The organism is Novosphingobium sp. THN1 (assembly GCF_003454795.1).
Classification (GTDB): Bacteria; Pseudomonadota; Alphaproteobacteria; order Sphingomonadales; family Sphingomonadaceae; genus Novosphingobium.
Genome location: NZ_CP028347.1, coordinates 2,273,463 through 2,299,419, shown reverse-complemented (window position 1 = coordinate 2,299,419; position 25,957 = coordinate 2,273,463). Strand labels below are relative to the sequence as shown.

The following is a 25,957-nucleotide window of genomic DNA, read 5'->3' as shown; positions in this document are numbered from 1 at the left end:
AGGCACTTTATCCACCAGATACGCCGCAAAGGCGAGAAAGTGGGAAAGATGCGCTGGATTACCGATGCGGGCCTCCGCTTCTGGCAGGCCTATCGCGAAGGACTGGAGATGTCCTGCCCGGTTCACAACCGGATCGCCGAAGCTATGGCCGAACGGCTGTGCGAGCGGGATCAACCGCATGACACTGCCGCCCTCGCCGCCTTCGCAGAACAGCAACTCACCGTCCACTGATCTTTCGGGTAGTAGGACCGCCACAAAGCGCGGTCGTCCGTCGCTGGAGGAAGCGCAACGTCTTCCTGCGCGAATTCTTGAAGCCGGTTGGGAGGTCCTGCGGGACCATGGCTTCGAAGCCTTCACCTTTGATCGCGTCGCGCGTCATGCGCATATCGGCAAGGCCACGATTTACACACGCTTTGCCGGCAAACGCGAATTTCTCGAAGCGCTGCTGGCTCACAAGACCATCGAGCGTCGGCTCGAGATCATGAAGCTGGGCGCTGGCCTGCCCGTCGTCGACGCGTTCTGCATTCGCGCCGCCGCGATAATGCGCGTGCTCCATTCGGCGGAAGGCCGGATGATGGAGCGACTGGTCGACTGGTGCGACCAGGAATTCGGCAATGAAGAAGTGAACTACCGCCAGGCGATGTATGCCGATGCCCTTGTCAGCATCTCGGAAGAAATCCGCGAAGCTGCGCACGTGCAAAACCTCGAACTAGCCGATCCCGGACTGGCTGCTCGCTTCTGGTTGGAGGGTCTGCTCGGCCACGCCCGTTTCACGGGCTCAATCAAGGAAATCGACGACCGCGCCAACGAGGAGTGGGCGCGCGCCTATTCCGAGTTCTTCTTCGCCGGTCTGCGCCACACTGGTGCCATCACGGGGCCTGCCGCGTCGCCTTGATGTTGAAGCTGACACTTACCGCATCCTTCAACTGATCCGTCGCAGACCATTCGGATTCACCGACGCCAAAGGACAGACGCTGCAAGGTCGCATTGCCGGTGGCGGTTGCCTTGTCCCCAATGATGTTGAGGGCGAACCTCAGCGCCAACGGCTTGCGTTGTCCATGCAGCGAAAGCGTTCCATTGGCGACATAGCGGCCTTCGCCCATCTCCCGAATGTTCGTGGAAATGAACTGCGCCGTGGGGTGTGCACCAACGCCGAAGAAGCTGTCACTGCGCAGCATATCGTCGCGCTGGCTATCGCCGCTATCGACCGAGGCAAGGTCGATCGTCGCCCGGATCGATGATCCCGGCAGGTCCTCGGGATCGAAGATGATCGTCGCATCCCAGCGCGAGAACGATCCGTTGATCGCCTCGCCGCTGTATTCTGCGGCAAAGCCCAGGCGCCCGCCCTTCTCCAGTTTCCACGGATTGGCCTTGGCGGCTGTCGCTGCCGCGCTCTCGGCAACGGCGGGTTCTGAACTCGCCGGCGCCGATGGATCTTCGCCCGGAACCTCTGCAGCAGTCTCGGACGCTATTTCGCTCGGCGAAGCAGCAGCCGGAGACTTGTTACCCGAAAACGACAGGAACAGGCCGCAGATCAGCGCTCCGGCACCAAGCGCGATTGCTGCAAATCCGGCGGCGCCTATCGCGCCGTGCGAGCGGATCGCCGCCGGCAGCATCCGGCCAATCACGTCCTCGCGCTTGAAGTGGTGGTAAAACGCGCCGGCTACGTGCAGCACGATCAGCGCCATGCCGACCGTGCCCAAGGCACCGTGCAGCACTTCGGCAGGTTCATGCCATGCCTGTCCGACGGGAAGGTCCGGCCAAGGCACCTTGCCGAACAGCATCGTCTGCAACCGCACCTTGGCCGTCGAAACGATGATCCACCCGGTCAGCGGCCCAACGATCATTACTGCATAAAGCAGGACGTGCACGACGGACGCGACCAACATCTGCGCCCTGCCATCCTGTACCGGCGCAGGACGCGCCTTGAACAGTCGCACCACCAGCCGCAAAAGGCTCAACAACAGGATCGCGATGCCGACCGACTTGTGGAACTGGTATCCTGAAAACTGCACCGCGCCCTTGGGCAAGTCCTCCAAGGCCCAGCCAAGCCCAATCTGGAACAGCAGCAACAGGGCGATCGCCCAGTGCAGGATGATGGCAAGCGCAGAATACCGTTCGGGCCGCAGCGTCGTCATAGTGAAAATACCCCTCGATCCGACAAGCGTCATAACAGCGCCGACGAAGACATGATATGCCCCCTCGTATCGGCGTAGTGGATTGCTACATCTGCGCACACCAATCCTTGGGAGACCTCAATGTCCAATAGTCCGTGGGCCCATCACCGCAGCGCAAGCATTGCCGACGACATCGATTTCGAAATCAAGGGGCAGGAATTGCAGTTCCTCGAGATCGAACTCGATCCCGGCGAAAGCGCTGTCGCCGAAGCTGGTGCCCTCGTCTGGAAGGACGGCTCAGTCGGAATGACCACCGTTTTCGGCGATGGCAGCGCCGATCAGCAGGGCGGCTTCATGGGCAAGCTGCTCGGTGCGGGCAAGCGACTGGTCACAGGAGAGAGCCTGTTCACGACAGTGTTCACCCACAACGGCCACGGCAAGGCCCGCGTTGCTTTCGCCTCGCCCACGCCGGGCGCCATCCTGCCGATCAAGCTGTCGGACGTGGGCGGCACGCTGATTTGCCAGAAGGACAGCTTCCTCGCCGCCGCGCGCGGTGTTTCGATCGGCGTTGCCTTCCAACGCCGCGTGATGACCGGCCTGTTCGGCGGCGAAGGCTTCATCATGCAGAAGCTTGATGGCGACGGCTGGGTCTTCGTCCAGATGGGCGGCACGCTGGTGGAAAAGGAACTGCGCCCTGGCGAAGAACTCCACGTCGATACCGGCTGCCTTGCCGCTTACACGCCGGGCATTGACTTCGACCTGGTAACTGCAGGCGGCGTGAAGTCCGTCCTGTTCGGCGGCGAAGGACTGTTCTTCGCGCGCCTGCGCGGTCCCGGCAAGGTCTGGATCCAGTCCCTGCCCTTCTCCCGGCTTGCCGGACGGATGCTTGCCGCCGCCGGCTCCCGCGGCGGCCAGAACCGCGGCGAAGGCTCGATCCTGGGCGAACTGGGTGATTTCATCGGCGGCAACAACTGAGGATACGAAAAGAGGCCGGTGGATCGCTCCACCGGCCTTTGAGTACCGCATGCGCTGCGGGGTGGTTCAGCCTCAGAAGCTCTTGCGCAAGGTGACGCCCCAAGTGCGCGGATCACCCGGAAGGCCCGCGATCAAGCCGGTATTGCCGGGGCCGACGAAGAGCTGGTCGATATAGTTCTGATCGAACGCATTGCGTACCCAGCCATAAATGTCGAAGCCGCTGTCGGTGCGGAAACCGGCGCGGAAATTCGACAGCGAATAGCCATCGACCCAGGTGTAGATCGAAGGCGTCGGGTTCGACGAGAAGTTCGACCGGTAGCTCCCGTCATAGCCGAAGTAGACCTGCCCATTCTCCTCGAGGAAGGTGACCGGTGCATTGGCTTCGAGCCCGAACGACAGCGACCACTTCGACACGCCGGGCAGGCGCTGACCGGAGATGTCGCAATTGGCTGGGCTGGTGGCGCCGCCCGAGAGCTCCGGCGGGCACGGCGCATCGACGAACTTGCGGTACGTGGCGTCGGTGTAGGCCCCATTGACGTAGGCATTGAAGCGCTCGCTCGGCCGGACTGAGAAGTCGGCCTCGATACCCTGCGAGCGCACCGCACCGGCATTGGCGAGATAGCCGCGCAGAACCCCGAACTGGCCGTTGTTGACGTTGGCCTGATAGTCCTTGATGTCCGTGCGGTAGGCCGAGAGGTTGAGGATCGCACGACGGTCCCAGAACTCGGTCTTGAGACCCGCTTCGTAGTGCTGCACCGATTCCGGCTTGACCGTGGCCGCGCCCAGAATCGGGTTGTTTGCCGCATCCGTCGGCACGCCGTTCTGGTTGATGCCGCCCGATTTGAAGGTCTTGGCATAAGTCGCGTAGAACAGGATGCCCGGCGCAACCTTGTAGCTGGCGGTGAAGTCGTAACTGAAGTTCCAGTCGCTGAACTTGGGCGAGATCGTCTGGGGGTGAAGATGCCTAGCTGCGCCGTCTTCACCGGAGTGGTCGTGCCGTCGATCAGGATTTCGCTGCCCGAGGCCGTGAACACCCGCCGCTGGTAGAAGCCGTCCTTTTTGTCGTAATTCACGCGCACGCCCGGCTGCAGCGTCAGCTCGGGCGTCACCTTCCAGCTCGCCTGCCCGTAAACCGCCACGCTGGTATTCTTGAGATACTGCGTGTTGAGCGCGGTCAGCCCGTTCAGCACGTCCGAGTTGTAGAGGGCATTGCTCGGCGCAAGGTTCCATTTCGTCGATGCGCTGCCATGCTGCTCTGTGCCCTGCGTGTCGATACGCTGGTAGAACCCGAAGGCACCAAGCACGAAATCGAGGCGGTCGGAGCTGTAGTTGTAGCGCAATTCCTGCGTGTACTGGTCCTGCTGCGAAGGGTTCTGCGACTTGGTTACAATCGGCAGGCCGGTAAAATCACGGTCGTTCTGTGGCTTCCAGTCCCAGAAGCGCCACGCCGTGACCGAGGTCAGCGTGCCCGGCCCGATGTCCCACTTGGCCTTGAGCGACACGCCGCCGATCTTGTTGCCGGCCTGCAGTGTGGCGTCCAGATCGGTCAACCGGTCATAGGGATTGGTGCTTGGCACGGTGTAGCCCTGTGCCGCCGCAAGCGCTGCAAACTGGCGGTTGGCAGCACGCTGCGTCGTCCCTGTCCGGACATAGACCGAACCGCAGCAGGCGGCGTCCTGTTCGCTGTAATCACCGGCAAGCGTGATGCTCAGCGCTTCGGTAGGCTTGAACAGCAACTGGCCCCGAAGACCAAGGTTGTCCTGCCCCTGTATCCACTGCTTGGAGGTCACATTATAGATCGTGCCGCGGCGGTTGGTCGATGACACCGCCAGGCGCGCCGCCAGCGTATCCGTGACTGGCCCAGAGACGGCAGCCTTTGCCTGCACGAAGTTCAGGTTGCCGATGCTGACTTCGGCCTTGCCTTCGAAGTCGAAGGTCGGCTGGTTGGTGGTGATGTTGATCGCACCGGCAGTCGTGTTCTTGCCATAAAGCGTGCCCTGCGGCCCGCGCAGGACCTCGATCTGCTTCACGTCGAGAAAATCGAACGTCGCCGAGGCAACGCGCGCGTTATAGACGTCGTCGATGTAGATGCCGACGCCCTGCTCGATGCCATCGTTGGTCAGGCCGAACGGCGCGCCAAGGCCGCGAATGTTCACCGCGGTGTTGCGCGGGTTCGAGGAGTAGAACTGCAGCGTTGGCGTCAACTGCTGCAAACGGCCGACGTTAAAGGCGCCGGTATTGTCGATATGCTCGCCGCCGACGACGGAGATCGCCAACGGGACGTCCTGCGCCGTTTCTTGGCGCCGACGCGCTGTGACGACGATCTCGCCGCTGTCACTGGCCCCCGTTCCGACGGAAGTCGTCTGGGCGTCCTCGGGCGCGGGCACTGCAGCGGTGGTGGTGGCAGGCGCTTCGGCAGCGTAGACGCCGTGCGAAGCCAGGGCGAGCGGCGCAACGCCACCCGCGAGAAGGACGCGGAAATTCATCGTAGGACCTCATGTGTTCCCGAACGATGCTTCCGGTTGTCCGGTCAGCGGTGCGGTAGTTCTGTGTGTTTTTGGTATTGGATGCGCGGGGCGATCAGTTCGGCTTGAGCCGTCGCTTCTCGGTCACGTCGATCTGGACGACACGTCCTTCGTGGACGGTCAGTTGCACGGCCCCATAACGCAGCCCGGTCAGGGCTTCGCGCACGCTGGCAATGCTTTCCTCGAGATGGCTTTCGGATTCACCCTGATTGCCAGCCCCTGATTTGGTCGGTTCGGTCATTCCCCGTTCGATCCTGTTGGCGCGAAGGGTGCCCGTCGATTGTGCTCGCATGATTGCAATACCCCTTTCTTGCGCAGTGTCCGGCGACTCGCCGCCGTTGCCCAGCTTCTATACTCAAGTTTTTTAGTAGACATTAAACTTCGTCTGTTGCGGCGCAAAGCTTTCCTTTTGTCGATGCAGGAGGCTGTTGCGCAATTGGCGCCGTCAGGACCAATTATCTCTATCGTAAAGATAGACAATGCAGTTGCGACGAATTGGCGCGAGCGCGCGACAGTTCGCGGCGAGGTTCAACCGTTGTTCGACAACGCGCCCTTGGTGGCTCAGTCGTTCTTGATGAGGCGAAGAACAGGTCGGGGCTTCAGCGGAGCCTGCGGAACGTCGTCCTCCAGCCTGTGGGCGAGGCATTCCACTGCCATGGCGAGATGGAGCGCGGCCATGGCTTCACCGTGGGTGTCGAGTTCGTCGAGCGCAGTCGACAAGGCTTCGAAGACTTCGACTAGTGGCTTGGCTGCTACTTGCATGGCGTAGACTGTTCCTGTTGCCCCGCACAACCTGACGGACCCTGTTGTCAGGCAACTCCTAACCGCGAATTCGCCCGCAGAAAGGGAAGATTGCACCGGAAATGAACAACCGGAAACCAGGGTGGAGACAGATGCAGACGCTTGCCGCGGAGATTTACTTACCTCTCTGACAGTTAGTCAGGCCACGCCTTCGCGCTGCAGCATGCCCGCGCACTGGCGCCGACAGAATCAATCGCATCCACTTTGGCAGTATCGCCAAGTCCAGTGCCTGCGCACTTTTGAGCCTGCCTCGCGGTATCCTACCGTCGCCGAATCGGCGGCAAGTTCCCTCGCCAAAACGACGAAACGCAACGCGCGTTCGGCAGACACAAAAATCGTCGCGGCTGGCAAATCACCAAGAACTGTTAAGGTTCGGATTCGAACCAATCACTTACTGACAGCGCGCCATGGCCTCCCTCGCCAGCCGCGCAAGAACGGGAAATGCCTCTGCGCGGTCCCTGGCATGCGCCGATGAGGCAGTGCCCCGAAGGTAGCGCCCCTTGATGCCATGGAAGATCGCGGCGAGCCGGAAATAGTTGAAGGCCACGTAGAAATCCCACGAGGCAATCGAGTCTCGCCCTGTCCGACGGCAATAGGCAGCGACGTATTCGGCCTCGCTGGGGATATTCAACGCAGTCAGATCCACCCCTTCCAGCCCGGCCACGATGTTCGGCGGCATGTGGTACATCATCGCGTGATAGGCAAAGTCGGCCAGCGGATGCCCCAACGTCGAAAGCTCCCAGTCGAGCACGGCAATCACGCGGGGCTCTGTGGGGTGAAAGATCATGTTGTCGCAGCGAAAGTCGCCGTGAACGACACTTGTCTCGTCGCCTTCGGGAATGGCGGTCGGCAACCACTCGACCAGCGCATCCATGTTCGGATCGCGGCCGGCAAGTTCGTCCTCGAGGTACTGCTTCGACCAGCGGCCGACCTGCCGCGCGAAGTAGTTGCCGGGTTTGCCATAGTCACCCAGCCCCACCGCTTCGTGATCGATCGAGTGCAACTGCGCGATCGTTGCGTTCATAGCGTCGAAATAGGCCGGACGCGCCTCGCGGGAAACGTCAGGAAAAGTCGCGTCCCAGAAGATGCGGCCCTCGACCATCTCCATCACGTAGAACCAGCTGCCGATGACGCTTTCATCGGTGCACAACCCATGGACGTGCGCCACCGGAAAGCCGACAGACCCGAGCGCCGAGAGCACCTTCGCCTCCCGCTCGACCGCGTGCGCCCCTTTCAACACTGGTCCAGGTGGCTTCCGGCGCAGGACATAGGCGCGGCCGGGCGTGATCAGCTTGTAGGTCGGGTTCGATTGCCCGCCCTTGAACTGCTCCACCTCGAGAGGCCCAGAGAACCCCTCGACATTGGCTTCCATCCACTGTGCAAGCGCCGCCTCGTCGAAGCGATAGCCCTCGCGTACCGGGGTGGTGCCCGCGTTTGCCTCCTGCGCCGTGCCGCTCATCAGTGCGCCGCTCCTGCCTGCGCATGACGCCAATCGCGGCGGATCTTCTTGGCAAGGCTCCACTTGTGGACCTCTGTCGGGCCGTCATAGATGCGGAACGCTCGCACTTCGCGGAACATCTGCTCGACGATCGTATCGGTCGTCACGCCCGTTCCGCCCATCACCTGCACGCACTTGTCCGCCACGCGCATCAACGCCTCGGACACTGCAACCTTGGCCATCGAGCTTTCGACAGTACCGAGCGAGCCGGTATCGAGCACGCCTGCGCACCAGTCGATCATCAGTTCAGCCTGCTTCAGGTCGATCATGTTCTCGGCCAGCATGAAGCCGACGCCTTCGTGATCGATCAGTTGCTTGCCGAACGCCATGCGACGGTTGGCGTAGTCCGAGGCGATCTCCTGCGCGCGGATGCACCCACCCAGCCAACGCATGCAGTGCGAAAGCCGCGCCGGGCTCAGGCGCACCTGCGCATACTTGAAGCCCTCGCCCGGCTCGCCCAGCATCTGGTCCGCCGACACGCGAAGGTCCTTGATATCGATCACCGCATGGCCGCCCGGCATGTTGCTGTCGATGGTATTGGGCACGCGCACGATCTCGATCGCCGGGTCCGGCAGGTCGACGAGGAACATGCATGCGCCGCCCTCCTCGTCCTTGGCCATGACGATGCCGACCTTGGCGCCCTTGGCGCCGGTGATGAACGCCTTGCGGCCGTTGATTACCCAGTGATTGCCATCGCGGCGGCAGGTCGTCTGCATCATCGACGGGTCCGAGCCCGCCCCGCCGGTCTCGGCAGGCTCGGTCATGAAGAACGCCGAACGCGCCTCGCCCGAAACCAGCGGCTTGAGGAAGCGCTCCTTCAATTCAGGGCTGCCAACCTTGCCGAGCAGGTACATGTTGCCCTCGTCCGGTGCCTGCGTGTTTACCGCCAGCATCCCCAGCGGCGAAAGCCCTGAGCGGATCAGCACGACCGCCGTCTCGCGCTGGCTGAGGTGGCGCCCATCGGCCAGGATGTGCGGCGTCAGCACGCCCGCCGCGCGCGCCTTCTCGCGCATTTCCATGACCATCTCGTCAAGCGGCGCGCCGTGATCGTCACGGCGCGGATCGCTTTCATACGGGATCACTTCCTCGCGAACGAACCGCTCCACCCGATCCGCGATTTCCAATGCGGCGTCCATGCCGATGCCAATTGCCATTCTGCTTTACTCCTCAATCGCGGGATCGGTTGACAGTTCTCAGCGCGGCGCCATGCGGATCGCGCCGTCCAGGCGGATAACTTCGGCGTTGAGCATCGGGTTGGTCACGATGCTCTCGACCATGCGCGCGTATTCTTCAGGCTTGCCGAGACGGCTCGGGAACGGGACTTGGCTCCCAAGCGAGTCCTGCGCTTCCTGCGGCAGCGATTGCAGCAGCGGCGTCAGGAACAGGCCCGGGGCGATGGTATTCACGCGGATGCCATAGCGGGCAAATTCGCGCGCAATCGGCAGCGCCATGCCGACGACACCACCCTTGGATGCCGCATAGGCCGCCTGCCCGATCTGTCCTTCGAACGCAGCAACGCTGGCGGTGTTGACGATCACGCCGCGCTCTTCGCCAACCTGCTCGGCATCGAAAATGCGGGCCGCAAACTTCGACAGCACGTTGAAGGTGCCGATCAGGTTGATCTGGATGATCTTGGAAAAATCCTTGAGTGGGATCGCCTTGCCATCGCGCCCGATGACCTTCGCGGGCGGCCCGATCCCGGCGCAATTCACCAGGATCCGAGCCTTGCCGTTCATCGCCTCGGCCTCGAGGATGGCGTTGTCCACTGCATCCTCATCGGTGACGTCGACCTTGAAGAACGTGCCGCCGATGGCCTCTGCATGGGCGCGGCCCAGATCCTCGTTCAGATCGAATATCGCAACCTTGGCACCCAGTTCAGCGAGTCGAGCCGCTGTTGCCCCACCCAGACCAGAGGCGCCACCCGTCACGATTGCTGCCAGCCCCTTGATTTCCATAGCCTATGCATCCCTTCCTTCAATCAGTTCTGTCACAAGTCAGAACCGACCAGAACAATATCTACTCACGAGTAAGTATTGTTCCAAAGGGTATGGAGTCAATCGCCGCATTGCCCTACCCTGCGCGCGACAGAAGCGCCGACTTGGCGCAATTTCCAACTGGCAGAACACGCAGGGTACCGCTCTTGGCCGCACGATCTCCCTTCAAGACCGCCGCCGAACGCAGCGAGGAGCGCGAAGCCAAGCGCATGGCCGTGCTCGAGGCCGCGGTGCGGATGTTCAACGCCCGAGGCTACCACCAGACCTCGCTCGACGACGTCGCAGCGAGCCTCGGCATCTCCAAGCCGACGATCTATCACTACCTTGGCAACAAGGAGCAGGTGCTGGTAGAATGTCTCACCATCGGCATGAACCAGTTGCTGGCTGCAGCAGACGAGGCGCGCGTTCATCACGGACGCGGCCTCGACCGCCTCCGCGCCTTCCTGACCGACTACGCCGAAATCAACATGAACGACTTCGGGCGGTGCAACATCCTGACCGCCAACGAGGCACTGTCACCAGACGCCCGGGAGTCCATCCGCCTGCGCAAGCGTCGGATCGATGCGACTTTGCGTGAACTGGTGGCCGAAGGGATCGCCGATGGTTCGGTTTCGCCGTGCGAGCCGAAACTGGCTGCACTCACATTGGCCAGCGCATTGAACGGCCCCTCGCGCTGGCATCGTCCTGATGGCCAACTGTCAGAGCGTGATATCGCGAAGAAGCTGGTCGATTTCCTGACCGCAGGCCTCGCCCCGCGCTGATCAGCTGCCGCCGTAGAAGCTGCGGAACGAAGCGGGCGCACCACACTTGGCGATTGCCGTCTCGACGTGCCGCTTTCGCTCGCGCACCAGCGAGGCCGAGGTCAAGGCAAACCGGCGCTCGTAGCCGACTTCCGCGGCAGTAAACGGCTTGGTGCCCGGCAACACGCTCGTCCCGCCAAGGCCGAAGACCATGAAGTTGAGCATGTCCGCGAGTTGCTGATTGTCGCTGATCCGGCTCTTGGCGATATTGGGCAGCCGCAACAGATAGGCGCGCGTGTCGGCCGTGCACATCATGTAGCCAACGCGCCCACGCAACTCCGGCAACTTGGCTGGCGCAGAAAGGCCCTGCACCCCATGACATCCCGCGCAATGTTCGACGTAATCCGCCTTGGCCAGTTCCGGATCGCCGATCGCCGCCAGACCGTTCGCGACCGTCTCGGCGCGTGGATCGCCCGCGGATACGGCTGGCATCGCACTCGCCAACGCTGCGACAACTCCGGCAAGGGCCAACACGCGCATCGCCGTCCGCCTCAGGCCGCGCCGATCATCATCGCGGTAGAGCAGTGGTACTCCATGCTGCTCGTACCGAAGCACCAGATCACGTTGTTGTTGAGTTGCGGCAGGTAGAGCTGCGTCTCGCGGTCGGTATTGTCGCAATTGCACTGGCCACAGGCAGGCTTCCCGCAGCAGTCGCGGTAGGCGATCATGTAGGCCTTGCCGTCATCGGGATTGATGCAAGATCCCACCCATGAAACCGGCGAAGGCTCTGCGCCTGCCGGGCAAGTGTGGATGCCGCCACCGCAGCAGGTGCACAACGCGCCATCGATCGCACAATAGCGCCAGTAGTTGCACTTGGTCTGGTCGGTCGTCTGCGCGCTGCGGGCAAAGGCCGTCTTGGCCTCGGGCGACCGGTCAGGCTTGGCCGCTTCGGCACGGCTCACCGGCAGCAGCGGGAAGACCGGCGCCGCCACCAGCGCCGCCCCCATCCGCGCAAGCATGCCACGACGCGAGGTTCCACCGGCAAAGCGCCGCAACAGCTTCTCGCCCATCGCATCGGGATTGAAACGCTTCATCGAATGCCCCCTATGATCCTTGATGCGCCCGCGCCGTCAAGCTGCGGCAACAGTCTTCAGCTTGCCGATGTAATCCTGCACTGTGGCAATCCCCATTTCGTGCGCCACCACCAGGCTCTCGAGATGTTCGCGACTGTTGACCAGCCCCTTGGAAAGGATCGTCCCTTCCGCATCCAAAAGCACCGCGTACGGCAGCTTGCCCACTTCGAACGCCTGCCCCACCTCGGGACCGTTGATGAAACGGTAGTTTTCCAGCCCCTGCGCCGCGATCAGTCCGCGCTGCACCTGCGCGTCATCGTCGCCGACGAAGGTCAGTTCCACCCGCTCGTCCTTGGCAAAGGAGCGTGCCGCCGGGATCAGGCCCTTGCACAGCGGGCACGTTGCTGAAACGAACATCAGCAGTCGCAACGGCACATCCTTGGCAGGCCCGCCGACGATCACGTCCTTGCCTTCAAGCGTATGAGCCGGAACCGCCGGAGCCTTGCCCCCGACTGCCGGCCCGCCACTCGTCTGCAAGGCGCCCGCCGGAGCCACCCGCATGTGCAGCACACCCACTTGCCGCGCCAGCGCCAGCAGTGCCACCACCAAGGCGATGATCACCAGCCATGACAGGACCTGTCCAACGATCAGTGCCGTCATCATCGCGAATTCCTTTCCATGGCGAGAGGCCCTTGCGCCAGCGCCGCCAGTGCGCTGGCCAGAAGGGTCAGAAGATAAAGCGCTGCACCGGCCGCGAGTCCGATCAGCCATTGCGCCGAAGCGAACGGCGGCTGCGGCAGCAGTGCAGGCACCAGCAGCCCAGCCAGCACGATGTTCCGCATCACGAGCGCACGGCTAAGGGGCTGGCGCAGTTCCGACCGGCCGCAACCGCAATCAATTTTGGAACGACCCCTGCCAATGTTGATCGCCATGGCCGCCGCAAAGACCAGCAGCAAAAGACCGGCGGGCACAGCGGCAAAGCGAACGCCGCCGATCAGCGCAAGCCCAACCGCCACTTCGGCAACCGGCAGCGTCGCCGCGACCGCGGGGACCAATGCCTCAGGCAGCAAACGATAGTTGGCGACGACACCGGGAAAGACCCGCCGGCTCCGCAACTTCTCAATCCCCGCGCCGACGAACACCGCGCCAACGCCGATCGCGCCGGCCTTGCCCGCGATCCCCATTGCCGCAGTCATGCTCAAGGCTTCACCTGTGATCACATCGGCTCCACGACGGTGATCAAGCCGCCACCGGCGTTCTCGATCTCGTGCTTCACCTCTCCTGTCTTGGAATCGATGACAAGCGCCTTGCCCTTGTAGCCGTTGACCATGATCATCGCCGCATCGTCCTGTGTGATCTGAATATTGCCCGGCTCGCCTTCCACCGGGATGCGCTTGACCAGCTTCTTCGTCGCCAGATCGACGCCCCAGATTTCCTCGGCGCCTTCCTTGTGACTCCAGTATTCGCCCTTGTGCATCAGCACCCACAGCGTACCGCTCGGCCTGTGCAGCGCAACCGGCTGCATCCCGCCGGGATACCAGGCAATGTCGAGCGGCTTGACGTCAGCTGGCTTCATCCCGCCCGCTTCCTGGATAGAAAACGGCGCGCTTACCTCAACCTTGCCACCGATCGAAGCCGTGCGGATCAGGCCGGTGTAGCTGACCATCACCACCTGCTTCTTCTTGCGATCATAGACGGTGTTCGAAAAGATCGGGTCTGCCGCAGCGTCGAAGAACGGCTCGGTCCGCGTGATGTCCTGCGTTGCGCCCTTGATTGCCACTGTCGCGATCGTGCCGTCGGCGCAGAGCGAAGAGAACCCCACGCCCGGATTGGGGATCATCCCTGCGCATCCCGGCAGTTCCACCGCACGCACGAACTTGCGCTTCACCATGTCGATGATGTTCACTGACGAGGCCGGATCGAAGTTGTAGTCGTAGGCGGTCTTACCGTCGTCGGTCAGCACGAAGTTGGTCGTGAACCCGCCGACGATCAGGCGCCCCGGCGTCGGGATCTCGCTGATCAGCTTCAGCGTCTTGCTGTCGTAGACCGAAACCAGATCCTGGCGCGTGCCACGGTTGACCTTCGACCAGATCGTCTCGGCGACGTAATAGAACTTGCCCGCTGGATCGATCGCCATATCGGAATCGCGGCTGGTGTTGACCATGCCGACCATCTTGCCGGTCCCGGCATCGAAGATGCTCGAACCTGCCGATCCCCAGCCCCCGCGGACATAGAACCAGCTCGCCTTGGGCGGCTCCAGGGTCATCACACCGGGCTCTTCGGCCTCCGGCACCACGGTTTCGGCGAATGCCGGCTTGGCATGAACGCTTGCCAGCGTTCCGGCCAGCAATGAACCCAGAACAACTCGCGCCACTTTGCGTTCAAGCGTCATCTCGGCCCCCTTTGCCAGTCCGCAGGGCAGAGACTTGACGCATGTCCAGATTCGGTCAACGCCTTTTTTGCGTGTGCGAAAGGATGCGCTACCTGCGGTCGGCCAGACCGGCAATTTCCGCCGAAGTTATCGACTTGGCAAGCGATACCAGCGCGTGTGTCGCAATTGCGGTATAAGCGCTCATCCGCGAGGCCCACGGCTTGCCATAACCGAGGAACGGCGTCGCCCCTTCCATCGAAGCGCTGATGTAAAGCGCCACGTCCCGCACTTCCTGCTGGCTTAGCGCGGGGTTCAACTCGGCAACGTATTCCGAAATGAACTCATGCACCCGCTGGTAGAACAGGCGCACGCGATCGGCCACGAACTCGTTGTGGTTGGCCAGCGCCCACAGTTCGGTGAACAGGCGCGTGGTGCGCTTGCCGGCAATGTCATCAAGGCACATCACCACGATCAGGCGCAACCGCTCCTCGGCATCGAGCCCCGGCTGGCGCACTGTGCGCTCCAGCAGCTTGTCGTAATTGCCGATGATGTCATCCAGCAGCGTCTGGATCAGCAGTTCCTTCTTCGGGAAATGATAGCTGACGTTCCCCACCTTCATCCCGCACTGCGCGGCGATGCGGCGGATCGTGAAGGCTCCGGCGCCCTCTTCGATCAGGACGCTGAGCGCCGCCTTGATGATCGCGTCGACCGTTTCCGTCCCACGCACGTATGTTCCCGGCCGCCGTGCGGAAGGCAAATCAGTATCAAACGTCTCGGGAAGCGCGGCCATCTTGCCTCGCGCATATCACCACCCGCGCCCAACACCAAGGATGCCGTTGTCACCCCGCCGTATAACCTGGACCTGATTAACAAGGCGCTTGACGATCTCCGGATGCCTGTCCAGATTCGATGAGGTACGAGCCGATGGCCTTGTCTTTCGCGCTTTGTCTTTCCGGAATTTCCAAGGATTTCAGGCGATGAGCATTTCCCTCACCGTAAACGGCCGCAAACGCGTGGTGGAGGCGGACGCCGACAAACCCCTGCTCTGGGTCCTGCGCGAAGACCTTGCCATGCCCGGTACCAAGTTCGGCTGCGGCGCGGGGCTGTGCGGCGCCTGCACCGTCCACCTCGATGGCGATGCCGTCCGCTCCTGCCAGACGCCGATTGCCGATGCCGCCGGCAGGTCGATCACCACGATCGAGGGCGTCGGCCTCAACGAACTTGGCAAGCGGGTGCAGGATGCATGGGTCGCGCTCGACGTGCCGCAGTGCGGCTATTGCCAGGCCGGGCAGATCATGTCTGCCACCGCCCTGCTCAAACAGAATCCCAAGCCCACGCCCGAGGATATTAACGGCTGGATGAGCGGCAATATCTGCCGCTGTGCCACCTACATGCGCATCCGCGCCGCCATCCGCACCGCCGCCGGCCTTCCGGCCGAGGAGACCGCAGCATGAGCGACCAGATCGCCCTCTCCCGCCGCTCCTTCATCGCCGCCTCGCTGGCAGGCGGCACGGCGCTGACGCTTGACGCTTCGGTCGTTCTCGCCGCTGCAACGGCCACCGCACCCGCCGACGTCCTCAACGCCTTCGTGCGCATCAATGCCGATAACACCGTAATCATCGGCGCAAAGAACCCGGAAATCGGCCAGGGCGTGAAGGTCATGCTGCCGATGCTCATCGCCGAGGAAATGGACCTCGCGTGGGAGCAGGTGCGCATCGAGCAGACCGACGCGAACGAAAAGGTCTTCGGCGTACAGACCGCTGGCGGCAGCACCGCCACGCCGCGCAATTGGCTGCCTATGCGCCAAGTCGGCGCCGCCGCCCGCGCCATGCTCGTATCTGCCGCAGCAAAGAAGTGGGGCGTCGATCCGGCCACCCTCACCACGGCCAAGGGCGCCGTGATCCAGGCCTCCTCCGGCAAGAGCCTGACCTACGCCTCGCTTGCCAAGGCAGCCGCCACCGAAACCCCGCCCGATCTCGCCAAGGTCCAGTTGAAGGATGAGAAGACCTTCACGATCATCGGCAAGTCCAAGCCCGGCGTCGACGTGCCGAAGATCGTCAAGGGCGAGCCGCTTTACGGCATAGACACCAGCCTCCCGGGCATGGTTCACGCCGCCATCGTCAAATGCCCCGCCCACGGCGGTACGGTCGCCTCGTTCGATGACGCGGCGGTCAAGGCCATTCCCGGCGTGCTCGGCGTCGTTGCCGTCAACAGCGGCTTCGTTCCGCAGGGCAAGTCCGACACGGTGGTCGTGATCGCCGACAGCTGGTGGAAAGCCAGCAAGGCGCGCGAGAAGCTCACCGTGAAGTGGGACGATGCCGCCGTCACCGGCTTCTCTACCGGAAAATACGAAGCCGACGCTGCCAGGATCGTGGCCGCTGCGCCGCAAGCCAGCCTGTTCAAGGCCGGCGATGCTGACGCCACGCTCGCCAAGGCGGCAAAGGTCGTCAAGGCGGACTACGAATACCCGTTCCTCGCCCACGCATCGCTCGAACCGCAGAACTGCACCGCGATGTTCCAGAACGGCAAGCTCGAGATCTGGGCACCCAGCCAGGCCCCGCAGGTGGAGCTGAGGAAACCGCCAAGCTCTGCGGCCTGACCACAGACGATCTGACTATCCACATGACCCGGATCGGCGGTGGCTTCGGCCGTCGCCTGATGAACGATTACATGGTCATAGCCGGTCAGGTCGCAAAGGCCATGCCCGGAAAGCCGGTGAAGGTCCTTTACGACCGCACCGACGATTTCCGCCATGATTTCTACCGCCCCGCCGGCTGGCACCGCTTCACCGCCGGGCTCGATGCCAATGGCGCTCTGACCGCGCTCAAGGACCACTTCGTCACCTTCGGCAAGGACGGCAAGCCTATCCGCGCAGCACAGATGGCGCCGAGCGAGTTTCCCGCTCCGGTCGTGCCCAACGTCGACCTCGGCGTCAGTTACATGGCCACCAACCTCGCCACCGGCTGGCTGCGCGCCCCCACCTCGAACGCCATGTCGTTCGTGTGGCAGTCGTTCATGGATGAGGTTGCCGAAGCTGCCGGGCTCGATCTCCCCGAATTCATGCGCCGCACCCTCGGCGCGCCGCGCGAGATCCCGGGCGAACGCGTCAAATTCCACACCGGCCGCGCGCGCGGCGTGATCGACGCCGTGTGCAAGTCCGCCGGATGGCAAGGCCGCAAGAAGGGCCGCGGCTTCGGCTTCTACTTCAGCCACCTTGGCTATTTCGCCGAGATTGTTGATCTTTCCATGAAGGACGGCGCTATCCAGATCGACAAGGTCTGGGTGGCCGGCGATATCGGCGCACACGTCATCAATCCGATCAACGCGCTGAACCAGGCGCAAGGCTGCGTGATCGACGGGATTGGCCAGGCGCTCGTCGGCCAGAAGATCGTGCAGGAGAACGGTGCGATCACTGCCGAGAATTTCGGTGATTTCCCGCTCATGCGGATTGATGCTGCGCCACGTGAAATCGTAGTCGAGTTCGTAAAGACCGACTTCGCGCCGACAGGCCTTGGCGAACCGGCTCTTCCCCCGGTCATCCCGGCACTGGCGAACGCGATCTACTCGCTCACCGGAAAACGGCATCGCCGCCTACCTCTGGAGCTGATATAGCCCGCGACGCATGGTCGCGACGACTCCCTCAGACATTCTTCGCTTTCTGTCCGCTTGTGCGGATGAAGGCGTGGAAACAGTGCTCGTCACTCTGGTCGCTGTGATCGGCGGTTCGTCGCGCGGCATCGGCACGCAAATGGCCGTCGCGGCAGACGGTCGGCGGCTGGGCTCGTTCTCGGGTGGGTGTATCGAAGACGCCGTGGTGGCGGAGGCATTGGAAACGCTGTCCGACGGCTGGGGGCATGTCGTCCGCTACGGAATCGGTTCACCCTATATCGATCTGCGCCTGCCTTGTGGCGGCGGCATAGATCTTCTGTTCACGCCGCGCCCAGCCACCGCGTCGATCCGCACGGCTCTCGATCTGCTGGAAGCGCGCCAGCCAGCTGCGCTCCGATTGGAATGCGATCGCGTCACCGTCGCAGGCGACGTGGAGGAAGTGCTATGGAATGGCGAGAGCCTGACCCATTGCTACCAGCCAGCCTTGCGGATTCATGCGTTGGGCCAAGGTGAGGATCTCACGGCTTTTTCCAGACTGGCCAATGCGTTCGGCGCACAAGTTCACGCACTATGCCCAGACATCGGCACTTGCATGGACCTTGCTGCTCTCGGTATCGCTACCACCCACATCCCGGTGCGAACGACCCTCCCGTTGACCGCATCCGATCGCTGGTCCGCTATCGTCTTCCTGTTTCACGGGCGCGATTGGGAAGAACATCTGCTGCCGCAGGCGCTTGCACTACCGGCCTTCTACCACGGCGCGATCGGCAGTCGGCGCACGCACAGCGCAAGGCTTGAGGCCTTGCAGGCGAGCAGCGTGCCCAAGGAGCACATCGCGCGTTTGCGAGGCCATGTCGGGCTGATCCCGGCCACCCGCGATCCTGCAACGCTCGCCATATCGCTGCTCGCCGAACTCGTTGCCGAATACAACACTCTCGCACATTGGACTTACTGGACAGGCGAAACCCTGGCCCAAGCAGACCAATGACAGCCGCTGACATCGTCGTCATTTTCCTCGCTGCCGGGCGCGGGAGTCGCTTCGGCGGTGGCAAGCTTGCTGCGACGCTGGCAGGCAGGCCATTGGCACGGCATCTCGGTGACCGTCTCGCCGCCTTGCCGTTCAGGCGAAAGCTGATGATCTGCTGCGAGGCCACGCCCGAAGTCGAAGGCTTTGAAAGGCTTGCGCTCGCTCCCCCGGCGCCCCCCTTTCCCGCTCGATCGCCACCGGCATTGGCGAAATTCCCAACGCACCCGCCGCCCTGATTGCCTTGGCAGACATGCCGCTCGTACCGACCAGCCATATCGAAAATCTCGTTCGTGCGTTCGATGGCGATCGCATAGCCACCTGCGTTGCCGAGCGGGCGATGGTGCCTGCCATATTCGGCTCGCTGCATTTCCCGGCCTTGCTCTCGCTGCAAGGTGATCGCGGAGCCGCAGGGTTGCTTCTCGGTGCCCCCGCCATCCCGCTGGAGCAACAGCTTGCCCTTGATGTCGACACGCCCGAAGACCTTGCACAAGCCGAAGCGATCATTCAGGGGCGATAGGTCTTCTCGATATGCCCCTTGAGGTCTTCGGGGTAGAAGTAGACCGCCCTCATCTGCCCTGACGCATAGAGCTCGGCCTGATCGTTGAAATGGGCAGACCCTTCGCGTCCGCTGGCCCCACCAGAAGACACTGCCATCGCCCTGACTCTCGGGCCGAACTCTACCACGGCGACAAAGCTGTTGCCGCTGGTGCCATACCACCGCCTGCTTCCCGCATATTGCTTCGTCCCGAACGATGCCAGCGAACCCCAGCGCGCGGAGGAGAACACCACCGGCAGGCTCGGCTTGTTGTCGGCAAAAGGCTGGATGATGTCGGACGTGGTACGCTGATAGCGGTTCACCTCGCTCCAAGGCACTTGCCACCCGCCAAAGTCGGCCTGCAAGCGCGCAACGGCACGTGCCAGCGCCGCCGTGCGCAGCTGCTCGGTCGTCGCGCGCATCGCGGCGAAGACGTTGCCTGTGCGGGGCAGCGTCCGGCGCACCTCAGCCTCCAGTTCGTCACCCCAATAGTGCGCAAGGCTCATGGCCTGCGAGCCTGCCGACCACCGCCGGTCCCAGCCCTTGAGCAGCGCAACCGGTCGGCTCAGCGGATCTGTGGCAGCAACCTGCGGCAACCCTGCAATCAGGTCGTCGAACAGCGGCATGTGCGGATCGTAAGCGAGCGCACGCAGGCTTTCGAGATCGAGCCCCTGCGCCTTGCCCAGCAGTTCTAGCGCATGGTCGCCGCGCGGATTGGCCCCGACCTGGTCGAACGTCGCCGGCCAGCGCGCCGGATCGAACGTTCCCTCGCCTGCCGCTCGCCACGGCGCATCGTTGGAATTGTAGACCCAGCCTGACTGCGGATTGACCACGTCGGGCCGCTCTTGGGGCCCATAAAGACCCTTCCAGTCAGCACGGAAGTCGCTCCCGTCCACCGGCGCGCGATAGTCGAACCGCGCATCGCGGCGTGGCGCAAACTGTGGCATGAGCAGCGCGATATTGCCCTTGCCATCGGCATAGAGCGTGTTGTTCGATGAATTGGCGCGAAACTCCCCAATCTTGAGGAACTCTGCCTGGTCACGCGCCTTGGTGCGCAACCACGACTGGCTGAGCGCGGCCACCGGCCTGTGCATGAGGGACAGCGCGATCCAGTCCGGGCTGTCGCCGGATTCGGCTCGCACGATCGGCCCATGTTCGCTGGCATAAGTCGTGAAAGTCCGCTCCCCGAAGCTGCCATTACCCTTGCGAAACCGCAGGGTGACGGGCCGTTTGACGAACGGCTTCAGGGCATTGCCACGCCTGTAGAACCACGCGTCGCCCTTGCGGGAGACCTGTTCGACAAACTCGTCAACATTGTCCGCCCCGCTGGTCGTGTGCATCCAGCCGAGTTTCTCGTTGAAGCCCTGATAGATGAAGAATTGCCCCCACGTGGAGGCGCCATAGGCGTGCAATCCTTCCCCGCTCTTCATTTCAAGCTCGGACCGGAAGAACAGCGAGGTATGCGGGTTGATCAGCAGCAATGCGTTGCCGTTGGCCGTGCGTTTGGGCGCTATCGCGATCCCGTTCGAACCGCGCGGCTCGTCATCCCGCACCATTTCCCTGGCCAGCGCCAAGGGGCTTGCTTCACCGCCGTAAAACGCAGCCAGGGGTTTGAGCGCTGCCTTCTCGATGTCCCCGCCGATCGATCCTTCGGTAAAGGAAAGCGCCATCCACGGCTCGAACCGGGTCAGGACTTTCGGCCTGTCTTCCGGGTGGGTCGCGATGTAGTGGTTGAGCCCAGCCGCCCAGGCATCCATCAGCTTGCGCAGCCAGGCCGGTGAAGAGGCATAGTCGCGTTTGAGCGCGTCCGGATCGATCCACAACCGCTGTCGCAGGTCCTGCCACAGGAAGTCTTCGCCCTCTGCCTCGGCCCGCCGCCCCAGCGCGGTCAGCAGGTTCGCTTCGATGCGCGGGAAATCGTCCTCGGCCTGCGCGTAGATTGCACCGAATACCGCGTCGGCATCGGTCCTGCCCTCGACATGGGCGATACCCCAATCGTCGCGGGTAATCGTGACGTCATGGCTGCTTGCAAGTGCAGGCCGAGCGACCGCAAGCAAAGCCAGCAAGGCGCTGCGGGAAAGGGCTCCAAAGGTCATGTACCTAGCTTAGCGCCTTTCCCGCAGCATGGCGAAGGAAGAGAGCGGGACCCTTCGCCAATTCGCTATCACCCAATATCTCAGGCAATCGTCCGCACCGCGAAAGCCGCCGCCGCCGCGCGTGTCTCGACGCCCAACTTCTCGAAAACCTGCTCAAGATGCTTGTTTACCGTGCGCGGGCTGATCCCCAGGATCTCGCTGATCACGCGGTTGGGCTTGCCATAACTGATCCACAGCAGCACCTCGGCCTCGCGCTGGGTCAGGCCATAACGGTCGCGCAGGCGCTCCAGGTCGGCCCCTTCGCGGATCAGGTTCAACCGCACCAGCACTTCGCGCCCCTCGCCGTCGTCGCGACGCACTGGTCCGACAAGAACCAGTTCAATGACTTGCGCCCCCGCCTCGAAACGCAGGGTTGCATCCGGATTGTCGCGCTGCGAAATCAGGCGGGCAACCGGCCCGGCAAAGTCCGGCGGCAGGCGGTCCCCGCCGCCCATGCTGGACATCAGGTGCTCCACCTGCGGCGTTGCCCAGAGCAGTTGCCCCGCACGGTCCACGGCAAACAGGTGCCGCCCCGTGGCATCGAGCGCGGACCGCCCCGCCTGCGAAACCCGCGCACCCGCAAGATGCACCCGCATCCGTGCCAGCAGCTCCTCGATCGCGATGGGTTTGCGGACATAGTCCACGCCGCCTGCGTCCAGCGCCCGAACCGCATGCTCAGTCTCGGTAAGGCCGGTCATGAAGATCACCGGGATGTCGGCCAGGCGCGGCTGCTTCTTGATCGCGCGCGTCGTGTCGAACCCATCCAACCCCGGCATGATCGCGTCGATCAGGATCAGGTCCGGCGCGACATGTTCCAGCAGTTCCAGCGCATTCTCGCCATTCGTGGCGATCAGCACGGTCATTCCGGCACGCTCGATCGTGTCGATCAGGAAATGCAGGGACTCAGGATTGTCATCGACGACCAGCACCGTGTCGCGCCCTGCCTGCCCGGCAATCGCATCATTGAACATGGACGACGCCTCGTCGGAGGGCTTCGCGCAGGCCCTTGAAATCGAAGCATTCGAGACTGGAACGAAGGTGTGCGACGAAGCGGGCTGCATCGGGGACGGCATCCTCAAGTTCGGAAAGACGGGTCTGGATCGCACGGACATTGCCAATCCGCGCGAGGCTCTCGATTTCAGGTACGAAGGGCAGTGCGGCAGCTGGCAGGTGCAGCTCGACCGTCGAGGCCGGGGCCGATTTTCGCGGGCTGCCGTCCTGCACTGTCCAGGTAAGGTCCAGCTGCCATGAAAGCGCATCGAGCAGGCTGTCGAGCTCGATCGGCTTGGTCAGGAACATGTCGTGCGCATCGTGTCCATCGCCACCCCGCCTGAACTGGTGCGCGTCGGCCGAAACCATGACGATCCGCAAGGAGCCGCCATGCGCCGCCCGCAGCACGGCGGCGGTCTCCCAGCCAGTCTTGCCGGGCATCGAAATGTCCATGAACACGATGTCCGGCCGCGTCGCCGCCGCCAGCGCTATCGCCGTGTCCCCGTCGCGCGCACCGGTCACCACGAAGCCCAGCGGGCGCAGCAGGTTCTCGATGACCGAGGCCTGCGCTGCATCGTCGTCCACCACCAGCACCCGCCGCCGCTCGCCTTCGTAGCCGATGATCACGTCCGCGCGATGGCTCTGCACCGGTTGCGTCACCGGCCGCGAAAGCATCAGCCGCAGCGCAAACCGCGTGCCCTCGCCGAGCGTGCTGTCGACCGTCAGGTCCCCACCCATCACATGGACCAGCGTCGAGGTGATCGCGAGGCCAAGACCGATCCCCGGCTGCCCTGCCACGGAATTGCTGTTTCCCCGCTCGAACGCGCCGAAGATGCGGTCCATGTCCTCGGGCGCAATGCCGATGCCGGTGTCGATCACCTCGAACGTCGCGATCTCGCCGCGCCAGCCGATGCGGAACGTCACCGCGCCTGCCGGCGTGAACTTGATCGCATTCGAGATCAGGTTGATCAGCACCTGCCGCAACCGCTTCTGGTCGCCCCGCACGAACTCGGGCAACTGCTTGGGCGTCTCCAGCCGGAACGTCAGCCCCTTGGCCTGCGCCTGCGGGCGGAACATGTTGGCGATCTGCTCGACGAACGCCGGCAGCCGGATCGTATCGCGCGACAGCCGCAGCACGCCCGCCTCGACCTGCGCAATATCCAGCAGCCCGTCGACCAGGTTCGAGAGGTGCTCGCTCGACCGGCAGATGACCTTGCCCACCTCGCCCGGGTTGAGGTCGCTCCCCCGCTCCAGCAATTGCGCATAGCCATAGATCGAATTGAGCGGCGAGCGTATTTCATGGCTCACCGAAACGAGATAGCGGCTCTTGGCGGCATTGGCGTTCTCGGCCACCTCGCGCGCCTTCTGCAGCGCAGCGTCGGTCGCTTCATGCGCGACGATTTCCTGCTCCAGTTCCGCCAGATGCCGCCGCGTCTCGTCCAGCGCGGCACGCCGGCTTTCATGCGCCAGCACGATGAACCACGAGCCCACGCCCGACATGAAGAAGAACACCAGGAACACCGCAAACAGGATCGACCAGACATGGGTCGAAAGCGCCGGATAGTATCGCGCATACTCGCGCCCGATCAGCCCCAGCACCAGCATGTTGGCCAGCGTGAAGGCGCCTGCCACCCCCACAAAATGCCCGGTCGTGGTATGGACATGGCGCGCCAGGACGCGCGGCAGCAGGCGCTCGGCGATGTTGGTGAACTGTTCCGTGGCGCGGGAACCCTGCTTGCAAGCGTCGTGGCAGCGCGTCTCCAGAGTGCAGCACAGCGAACAGATCGCGCCTGAATAGAACGGACAATGCGCGGTATCGGCTCGCTCGAACGTATTCTCGCAAATCACGCAGACGACCCGCGCCGGAGCCCCGGCCACTCTCTTGCGAGCAAGGTAATAGCGCCCATGCGTAAGCGCAGCGAGCAGCGGCGCGGCAAGGCAAGCCACGACCAGCCCGATCACCGGCGAAAAGGCCTGCGCCACCTCCCCCGCAAACCCCAGCTGGCACACCGCCGATGCGATCAGCGAAAGCAGCATGGAGCCGATGCCGACCGGGTTCACGTCATAAAGATAGGCCCGCTGAAACTCCGGTTGGTCCGGCTTGAGCCGCAAAGCCCATGATACCACCAGGTCCGCGCCAAGTGGCCCGATCCAGCTCGCCGCAAGGCTTGCGTAAAGGATCATCACCACGTCGAACGAACGGGTAATGCCGAAGAACAGCAGCATGGCTGCAAGTCCGACATTGAACAGCAGCCAGACGTGCCGCGAGGAGTACCCTTGCGTCAGCCGCGCAAACAGGTTTGACCATGCCACCGAACCGGCAAAGGCGTTGGTCAGGTTGGCGCGCGTCTGGCAGACTACTGCGAACAGCAGCACCAGCAGCACCCCCAGCTCGCGGCTTCCTGCGATCGCGGCGAAGGCCTGCACATGGATGCGACTGACTGATTCCGCAGCATCGGGCGCAATCCCCCGGCCAACCGCCCAAGCCGCCAGCACTCCGCCGATCGCCATTTTCAGGCCGCCAATGACAACCCAGCCCGAACCGCCAAGCAGCACCGCGCTCCACCACCGCTTCGCCCCGATCTGCTCCGGCGGGGGCAGGAAGCGAAGATGCCCGGCCTGCTCGCCGATCCGCGGCAGCAGCGACAGCATGACCGAAAGCGCAAAGCCGAACGAAACAAGGTCAGAGCGTGGCGCATAGACCCCGTTGAACCCGCTCCATACCTCTCCCACGTCGCCGATGTTCCAGGCAATGTAGGCAACCGGCACAAGTTGCAGCGCAATCCACAGGGGCTGCGTCCACGCCTGGAAGCGGGCGATGAAACGCATGCCCTGGATGGCCAGCGGCACCACGACAAACGTCGAAACGAAGTACCCGAGTTCCAGCGGCAAGCCCGTCGCCTGCCGCAGCGCATTGGCCAGAATGCTCGCCTCAAGCGCGAGCAACAGGAAAGTGAAAGTGGCGTAGATCAGCGTGCTGATGGTCGAACCGAGATAGCCAAAGCCGTTCCCGCGCGAGATCAGATCGACGTCAATCCCTCGCCGCGCAGCATTCAGGGTTATCGGAAGCCCGATCAGGAACAGGATCAGGCAACCGGAGACAATCGCCGCAATGCCGACCTTGAGCCCGTAGAGCAGGGTGATCGCGGCCCCGATTGCCTCGTAGACCAGCGACGAACTGGTCCCCAGCGCCGCAGCCACCACGCGTGAGGCCGGCCCCTGTCGTGCTTCCGCGCCGGTATGGCGATGCGCGAAGTCATCAAGCGTCTGGACTGCCGCCCACTGGTTGTAAGATCGGCGCTCGGGAACGATCGTGGTGGAGCGCGACATGCCCGATGCAGCCGCTCGCCCCGCAGAATCCAGCCTGGCTCGTTCCATAGGAGCGATAGTGGCCAAGACCGCGCCGTCCGAGGATGGGCCGATCTACGTACAAAGGTGCGAACTCCCATAGGTGGCCGCGGCAGTACGTCAAATGACCCATAGTCGCGCCGCATGCAGCGGTTAGCTTTGCCCCATTCCGGGTCGACTACCGGGGAGAAATGCATCGGCGCTGTGAACAGAGCTCAA

The 25,957-nt window shown here is 63.2% G+C and carries 25 protein-coding genes and 1 pseudogene; 10 read left to right on the top strand and 16 right to left on the bottom strand.

Features of this window, described 5'->3' with window-relative positions:
- The first annotated feature begins 39 nt into the window (after positions 1 to 39).
- Together C7W88_RS22670 and C7W88_RS11395 are read left to right on the top strand one after the other, a co-directional pair.
- The gene (locus tag C7W88_RS22670; protein ID WP_162896010.1) at positions 40 to 231 is read left to right on the top strand and encodes a hypothetical protein; all 192 of its coding nucleotides are present in this window, start codon (positions 40 to 42) and stop codon (positions 229 to 231) included.
- Positions 179 to 895 carry a TetR/AcrR family transcriptional regulator gene (locus C7W88_RS11395; protein WP_118073626.1) on the top strand — a complete coding sequence of 239 codons (717 nt, stop codon included), beginning with the start codon at positions 179 to 181 and terminating at the stop codon, positions 893 to 895. Before C7W88_RS22670 ends, C7W88_RS11395 begins: the two co-directional genes overlap by 53 nt.
- Here C7W88_RS11395 and C7W88_RS11390 read toward each other — a convergent pair.
- Positions 870 to 2,138: a YceI family protein gene (locus C7W88_RS11390; RefSeq protein ID WP_118073625.1), complete on the bottom strand. Its 1,269-nt coding sequence runs from the start codon at positions 2,136 to 2,138 to the stop codon at positions 870 to 872. The two genes, C7W88_RS11395 and C7W88_RS11390, sit on opposite strands and share 26 nt — an antisense overlap.
- 120 nt (positions 2,139 to 2,258) lie before the next feature.
- On the opposite strand from C7W88_RS11390, the gene C7W88_RS11385 reads away from it, so the two are divergent.
- Positions 2,259 to 3,092, top strand: a complete 834-nt coding sequence (locus tag C7W88_RS11385; RefSeq protein ID WP_118073624.1) for a TIGR00266 family protein — start codon at positions 2,259 to 2,261, stop codon at positions 3,090 to 3,092.
- 72 nt (positions 3,093 to 3,164) lie between these two features.
- Here the strand turns inward: C7W88_RS11385 and C7W88_RS11380 are convergent.
- The 6 genes and pseudogenes from C7W88_RS11380 to C7W88_RS11355 all read right to left on the bottom strand — a co-directional run bounded on the left by C7W88_RS11380 (position 3,165) and on the right by C7W88_RS11355 (position 9,871).
- A pseudogene (locus C7W88_RS11380) lies at positions 3,165 to 5,578 on the bottom strand (TonB-dependent receptor).
- A gap of 94 nt (positions 5,579 to 5,672) precedes the next feature.
- On the bottom strand, positions 5,673 to 5,858 hold the full coding sequence (locus tag C7W88_RS11375; protein ID WP_118073623.1) for a YezD family protein: 186 nt from the start codon (positions 5,856 to 5,858) through the stop codon (positions 5,673 to 5,675).
- Positions 5,859 to 6,178: 320 nt separating this feature from the next.
- Positions 6,179 to 6,379, bottom strand: a complete 201-nt coding sequence (locus C7W88_RS11370; RefSeq protein WP_118073622.1) for a hypothetical protein — start codon at positions 6,377 to 6,379, stop codon at positions 6,179 to 6,181.
- Positions 6,380 to 6,809: 430 nt separating this feature from the next.
- Positions 6,810 to 7,877 (bottom strand): phosphotransferase, encoded by a 1,068-nt coding sequence (locus tag C7W88_RS11365; RefSeq protein ID WP_118073621.1) that lies wholly within the window; start codon positions 7,875 to 7,877, stop codon positions 6,810 to 6,812.
- A complete protein-coding gene (locus C7W88_RS11360) occupies positions 7,877 to 9,070 on the bottom strand; it encodes an acyl-CoA dehydrogenase family protein (RefSeq protein ID WP_118073620.1) in 1,194 nt (397 codons plus the stop codon). Before C7W88_RS11360 ends, C7W88_RS11365 begins: the two co-directional genes overlap by 1 nt.
- Before the next feature lie 39 nt (positions 9,071 to 9,109).
- Positions 9,110 to 9,871, bottom strand: a complete 762-nt coding sequence (locus tag C7W88_RS11355) for an SDR family NAD(P)-dependent oxidoreductase (RefSeq protein ID WP_118073619.1) — start codon at positions 9,869 to 9,871, stop codon at positions 9,110 to 9,112.
- Positions 9,872 to 10,056: 185 nt separating this feature from the next.
- Here C7W88_RS11355 and C7W88_RS11350 point away from each other — a divergent pair, with 185 nt between their 5' ends.
- Positions 10,057 to 10,671: a TetR/AcrR family transcriptional regulator gene (locus C7W88_RS11350; protein WP_240344592.1), complete on the top strand. Its 615-nt coding sequence runs from the start codon at positions 10,057 to 10,059 to the stop codon at positions 10,669 to 10,671.
- On the opposite strand, the gene C7W88_RS11345 is transcribed toward C7W88_RS11350, so the two are convergent.
- The 6 genes from C7W88_RS11345 to C7W88_RS11320 form a co-directional block, all read right to left on the bottom strand.
- Positions 10,672 to 11,142, bottom strand: a complete 471-nt coding sequence (locus tag C7W88_RS11345; RefSeq protein WP_240344590.1) for a cytochrome C — start codon at positions 11,140 to 11,142, stop codon at positions 10,672 to 10,674. It lies immediately after the preceding gene.
- Between the two features lie 59 nt (positions 11,143 to 11,201).
- On the bottom strand, positions 11,202 to 11,744 hold the full coding sequence (locus C7W88_RS11340) for a methylamine dehydrogenase light chain (protein ID WP_118073617.1): 543 nt from the start codon (positions 11,742 to 11,744) through the stop codon (positions 11,202 to 11,204).
- Positions 11,745 to 11,780: 36 nt separating this feature from the next.
- On the bottom strand, positions 11,781 to 12,383 hold the full coding sequence (locus C7W88_RS11335) for a methylamine utilization protein MauD (protein WP_240344589.1): 603 nt from the start codon (positions 12,381 to 12,383) through the stop codon (positions 11,781 to 11,783).
- Positions 12,383 to 12,907 carry a MauE/DoxX family redox-associated membrane protein gene (locus C7W88_RS11330; protein WP_255418806.1) on the bottom strand — a complete coding sequence of 175 codons (525 nt, stop codon included), beginning with the start codon at positions 12,905 to 12,907 and terminating at the stop codon, positions 12,383 to 12,385. The genes C7W88_RS11335 and C7W88_RS11330 overlap by 1 nt, the downstream gene beginning before the upstream one ends.
- Positions 12,908 to 12,939: 32 nt before the next feature.
- Complete coding sequence (locus C7W88_RS11325; RefSeq protein ID WP_118073615.1) at positions 12,940 to 14,115, bottom strand: amine dehydrogenase large subunit; 1,176 nt, start codon at positions 14,113 to 14,115, stop codon at positions 12,940 to 12,942.
- A gap of 88 nt (positions 14,116 to 14,203) precedes the next feature.
- Positions 14,204 to 14,821, bottom strand: a complete 618-nt coding sequence (locus C7W88_RS11320; RefSeq protein ID WP_240344586.1) for a TetR/AcrR family transcriptional regulator — start codon at positions 14,819 to 14,821, stop codon at positions 14,204 to 14,206.
- Between the two features lie 250 nt (positions 14,822 to 15,071).
- Between C7W88_RS11320 and C7W88_RS11315 the strand changes: the two genes are divergently transcribed.
- Genes C7W88_RS11315 through C7W88_RS24350 form a run of 6 tightly spaced genes read left to right on the top strand, consistent with a single transcriptional unit; the run spans position 15,072 to position 19,247 of the window.
- Positions 15,072 to 15,548, top strand: a complete 477-nt coding sequence (locus tag C7W88_RS11315; protein WP_118073613.1) for a (2Fe-2S)-binding protein — start codon at positions 15,072 to 15,074, stop codon at positions 15,546 to 15,548.
- Entirely contained in the window at positions 15,545 to 16,693 is a 1,149-nt protein-coding gene (locus C7W88_RS11310) for a molybdopterin cofactor-binding domain-containing protein (RefSeq protein WP_255418772.1), read from the top strand. Before C7W88_RS11315 ends, C7W88_RS11310 begins: the two co-directional genes overlap by 4 nt.
- 23 nt (positions 16,694 to 16,716) lie before the next feature.
- Positions 16,717 to 17,706: a xanthine dehydrogenase family protein molybdopterin-binding subunit gene (locus tag C7W88_RS24360; RefSeq protein ID WP_255418771.1), complete on the top strand. Its 990-nt coding sequence runs from the start codon at positions 16,717 to 16,719 to the stop codon at positions 17,704 to 17,706.
- A 10-nt stretch (positions 17,707 to 17,716) separates the two neighbouring features.
- On the top strand, positions 17,717 to 18,691 hold the full coding sequence (locus C7W88_RS11305; protein ID WP_118073612.1) for an XdhC family protein: 975 nt from the start codon (positions 17,717 to 17,719) through the stop codon (positions 18,689 to 18,691).
- Positions 18,688 to 18,966, top strand: a complete 279-nt coding sequence (locus tag C7W88_RS24355) for an NTP transferase domain-containing protein (RefSeq protein ID WP_205525169.1) — start codon at positions 18,688 to 18,690, stop codon at positions 18,964 to 18,966. Before C7W88_RS11305 ends, C7W88_RS24355 begins: the two co-directional genes overlap by 4 nt.
- A complete protein-coding gene (locus C7W88_RS24350; protein ID WP_118073611.1) occupies positions 18,921 to 19,247 on the top strand; it encodes an NTP transferase domain-containing protein in 327 nt (108 codons plus the stop codon). Before C7W88_RS24355 ends, C7W88_RS24350 begins: the two co-directional genes overlap by 46 nt.
- Here C7W88_RS24350 and C7W88_RS11290 read toward each other — a convergent pair.
- The 3 genes from C7W88_RS11290 to C7W88_RS11280 form a co-directional block, all read right to left on the bottom strand.
- The gene (locus C7W88_RS11290) at positions 19,235 to 21,361 is read right to left on the bottom strand and encodes a penicillin acylase family protein (protein WP_118073610.1); all 2,127 of its coding nucleotides are present in this window, start codon (positions 21,359 to 21,361) and stop codon (positions 19,235 to 19,237) included. The two genes, C7W88_RS24350 and C7W88_RS11290, sit on opposite strands and share 13 nt — an antisense overlap.
- 80 nt (positions 21,362 to 21,441) lie before the next feature.
- A complete protein-coding gene (locus tag C7W88_RS11285; protein WP_118073609.1) occupies positions 21,442 to 22,371 on the bottom strand; it encodes a DNA-binding response regulator in 930 nt (309 codons plus the stop codon).
- The gene (locus C7W88_RS11280) at positions 22,361 to 25,768 is read right to left on the bottom strand and encodes an ATP-binding protein (RefSeq protein WP_240344584.1); all 3,408 of its coding nucleotides are present in this window, start codon (positions 25,766 to 25,768) and stop codon (positions 22,361 to 22,363) included. The genes C7W88_RS11285 and C7W88_RS11280 overlap by 11 nt, the downstream gene beginning before the upstream one ends.
- Between the last annotated feature and the right edge of the window lie 189 nt (positions 25,769 to 25,957).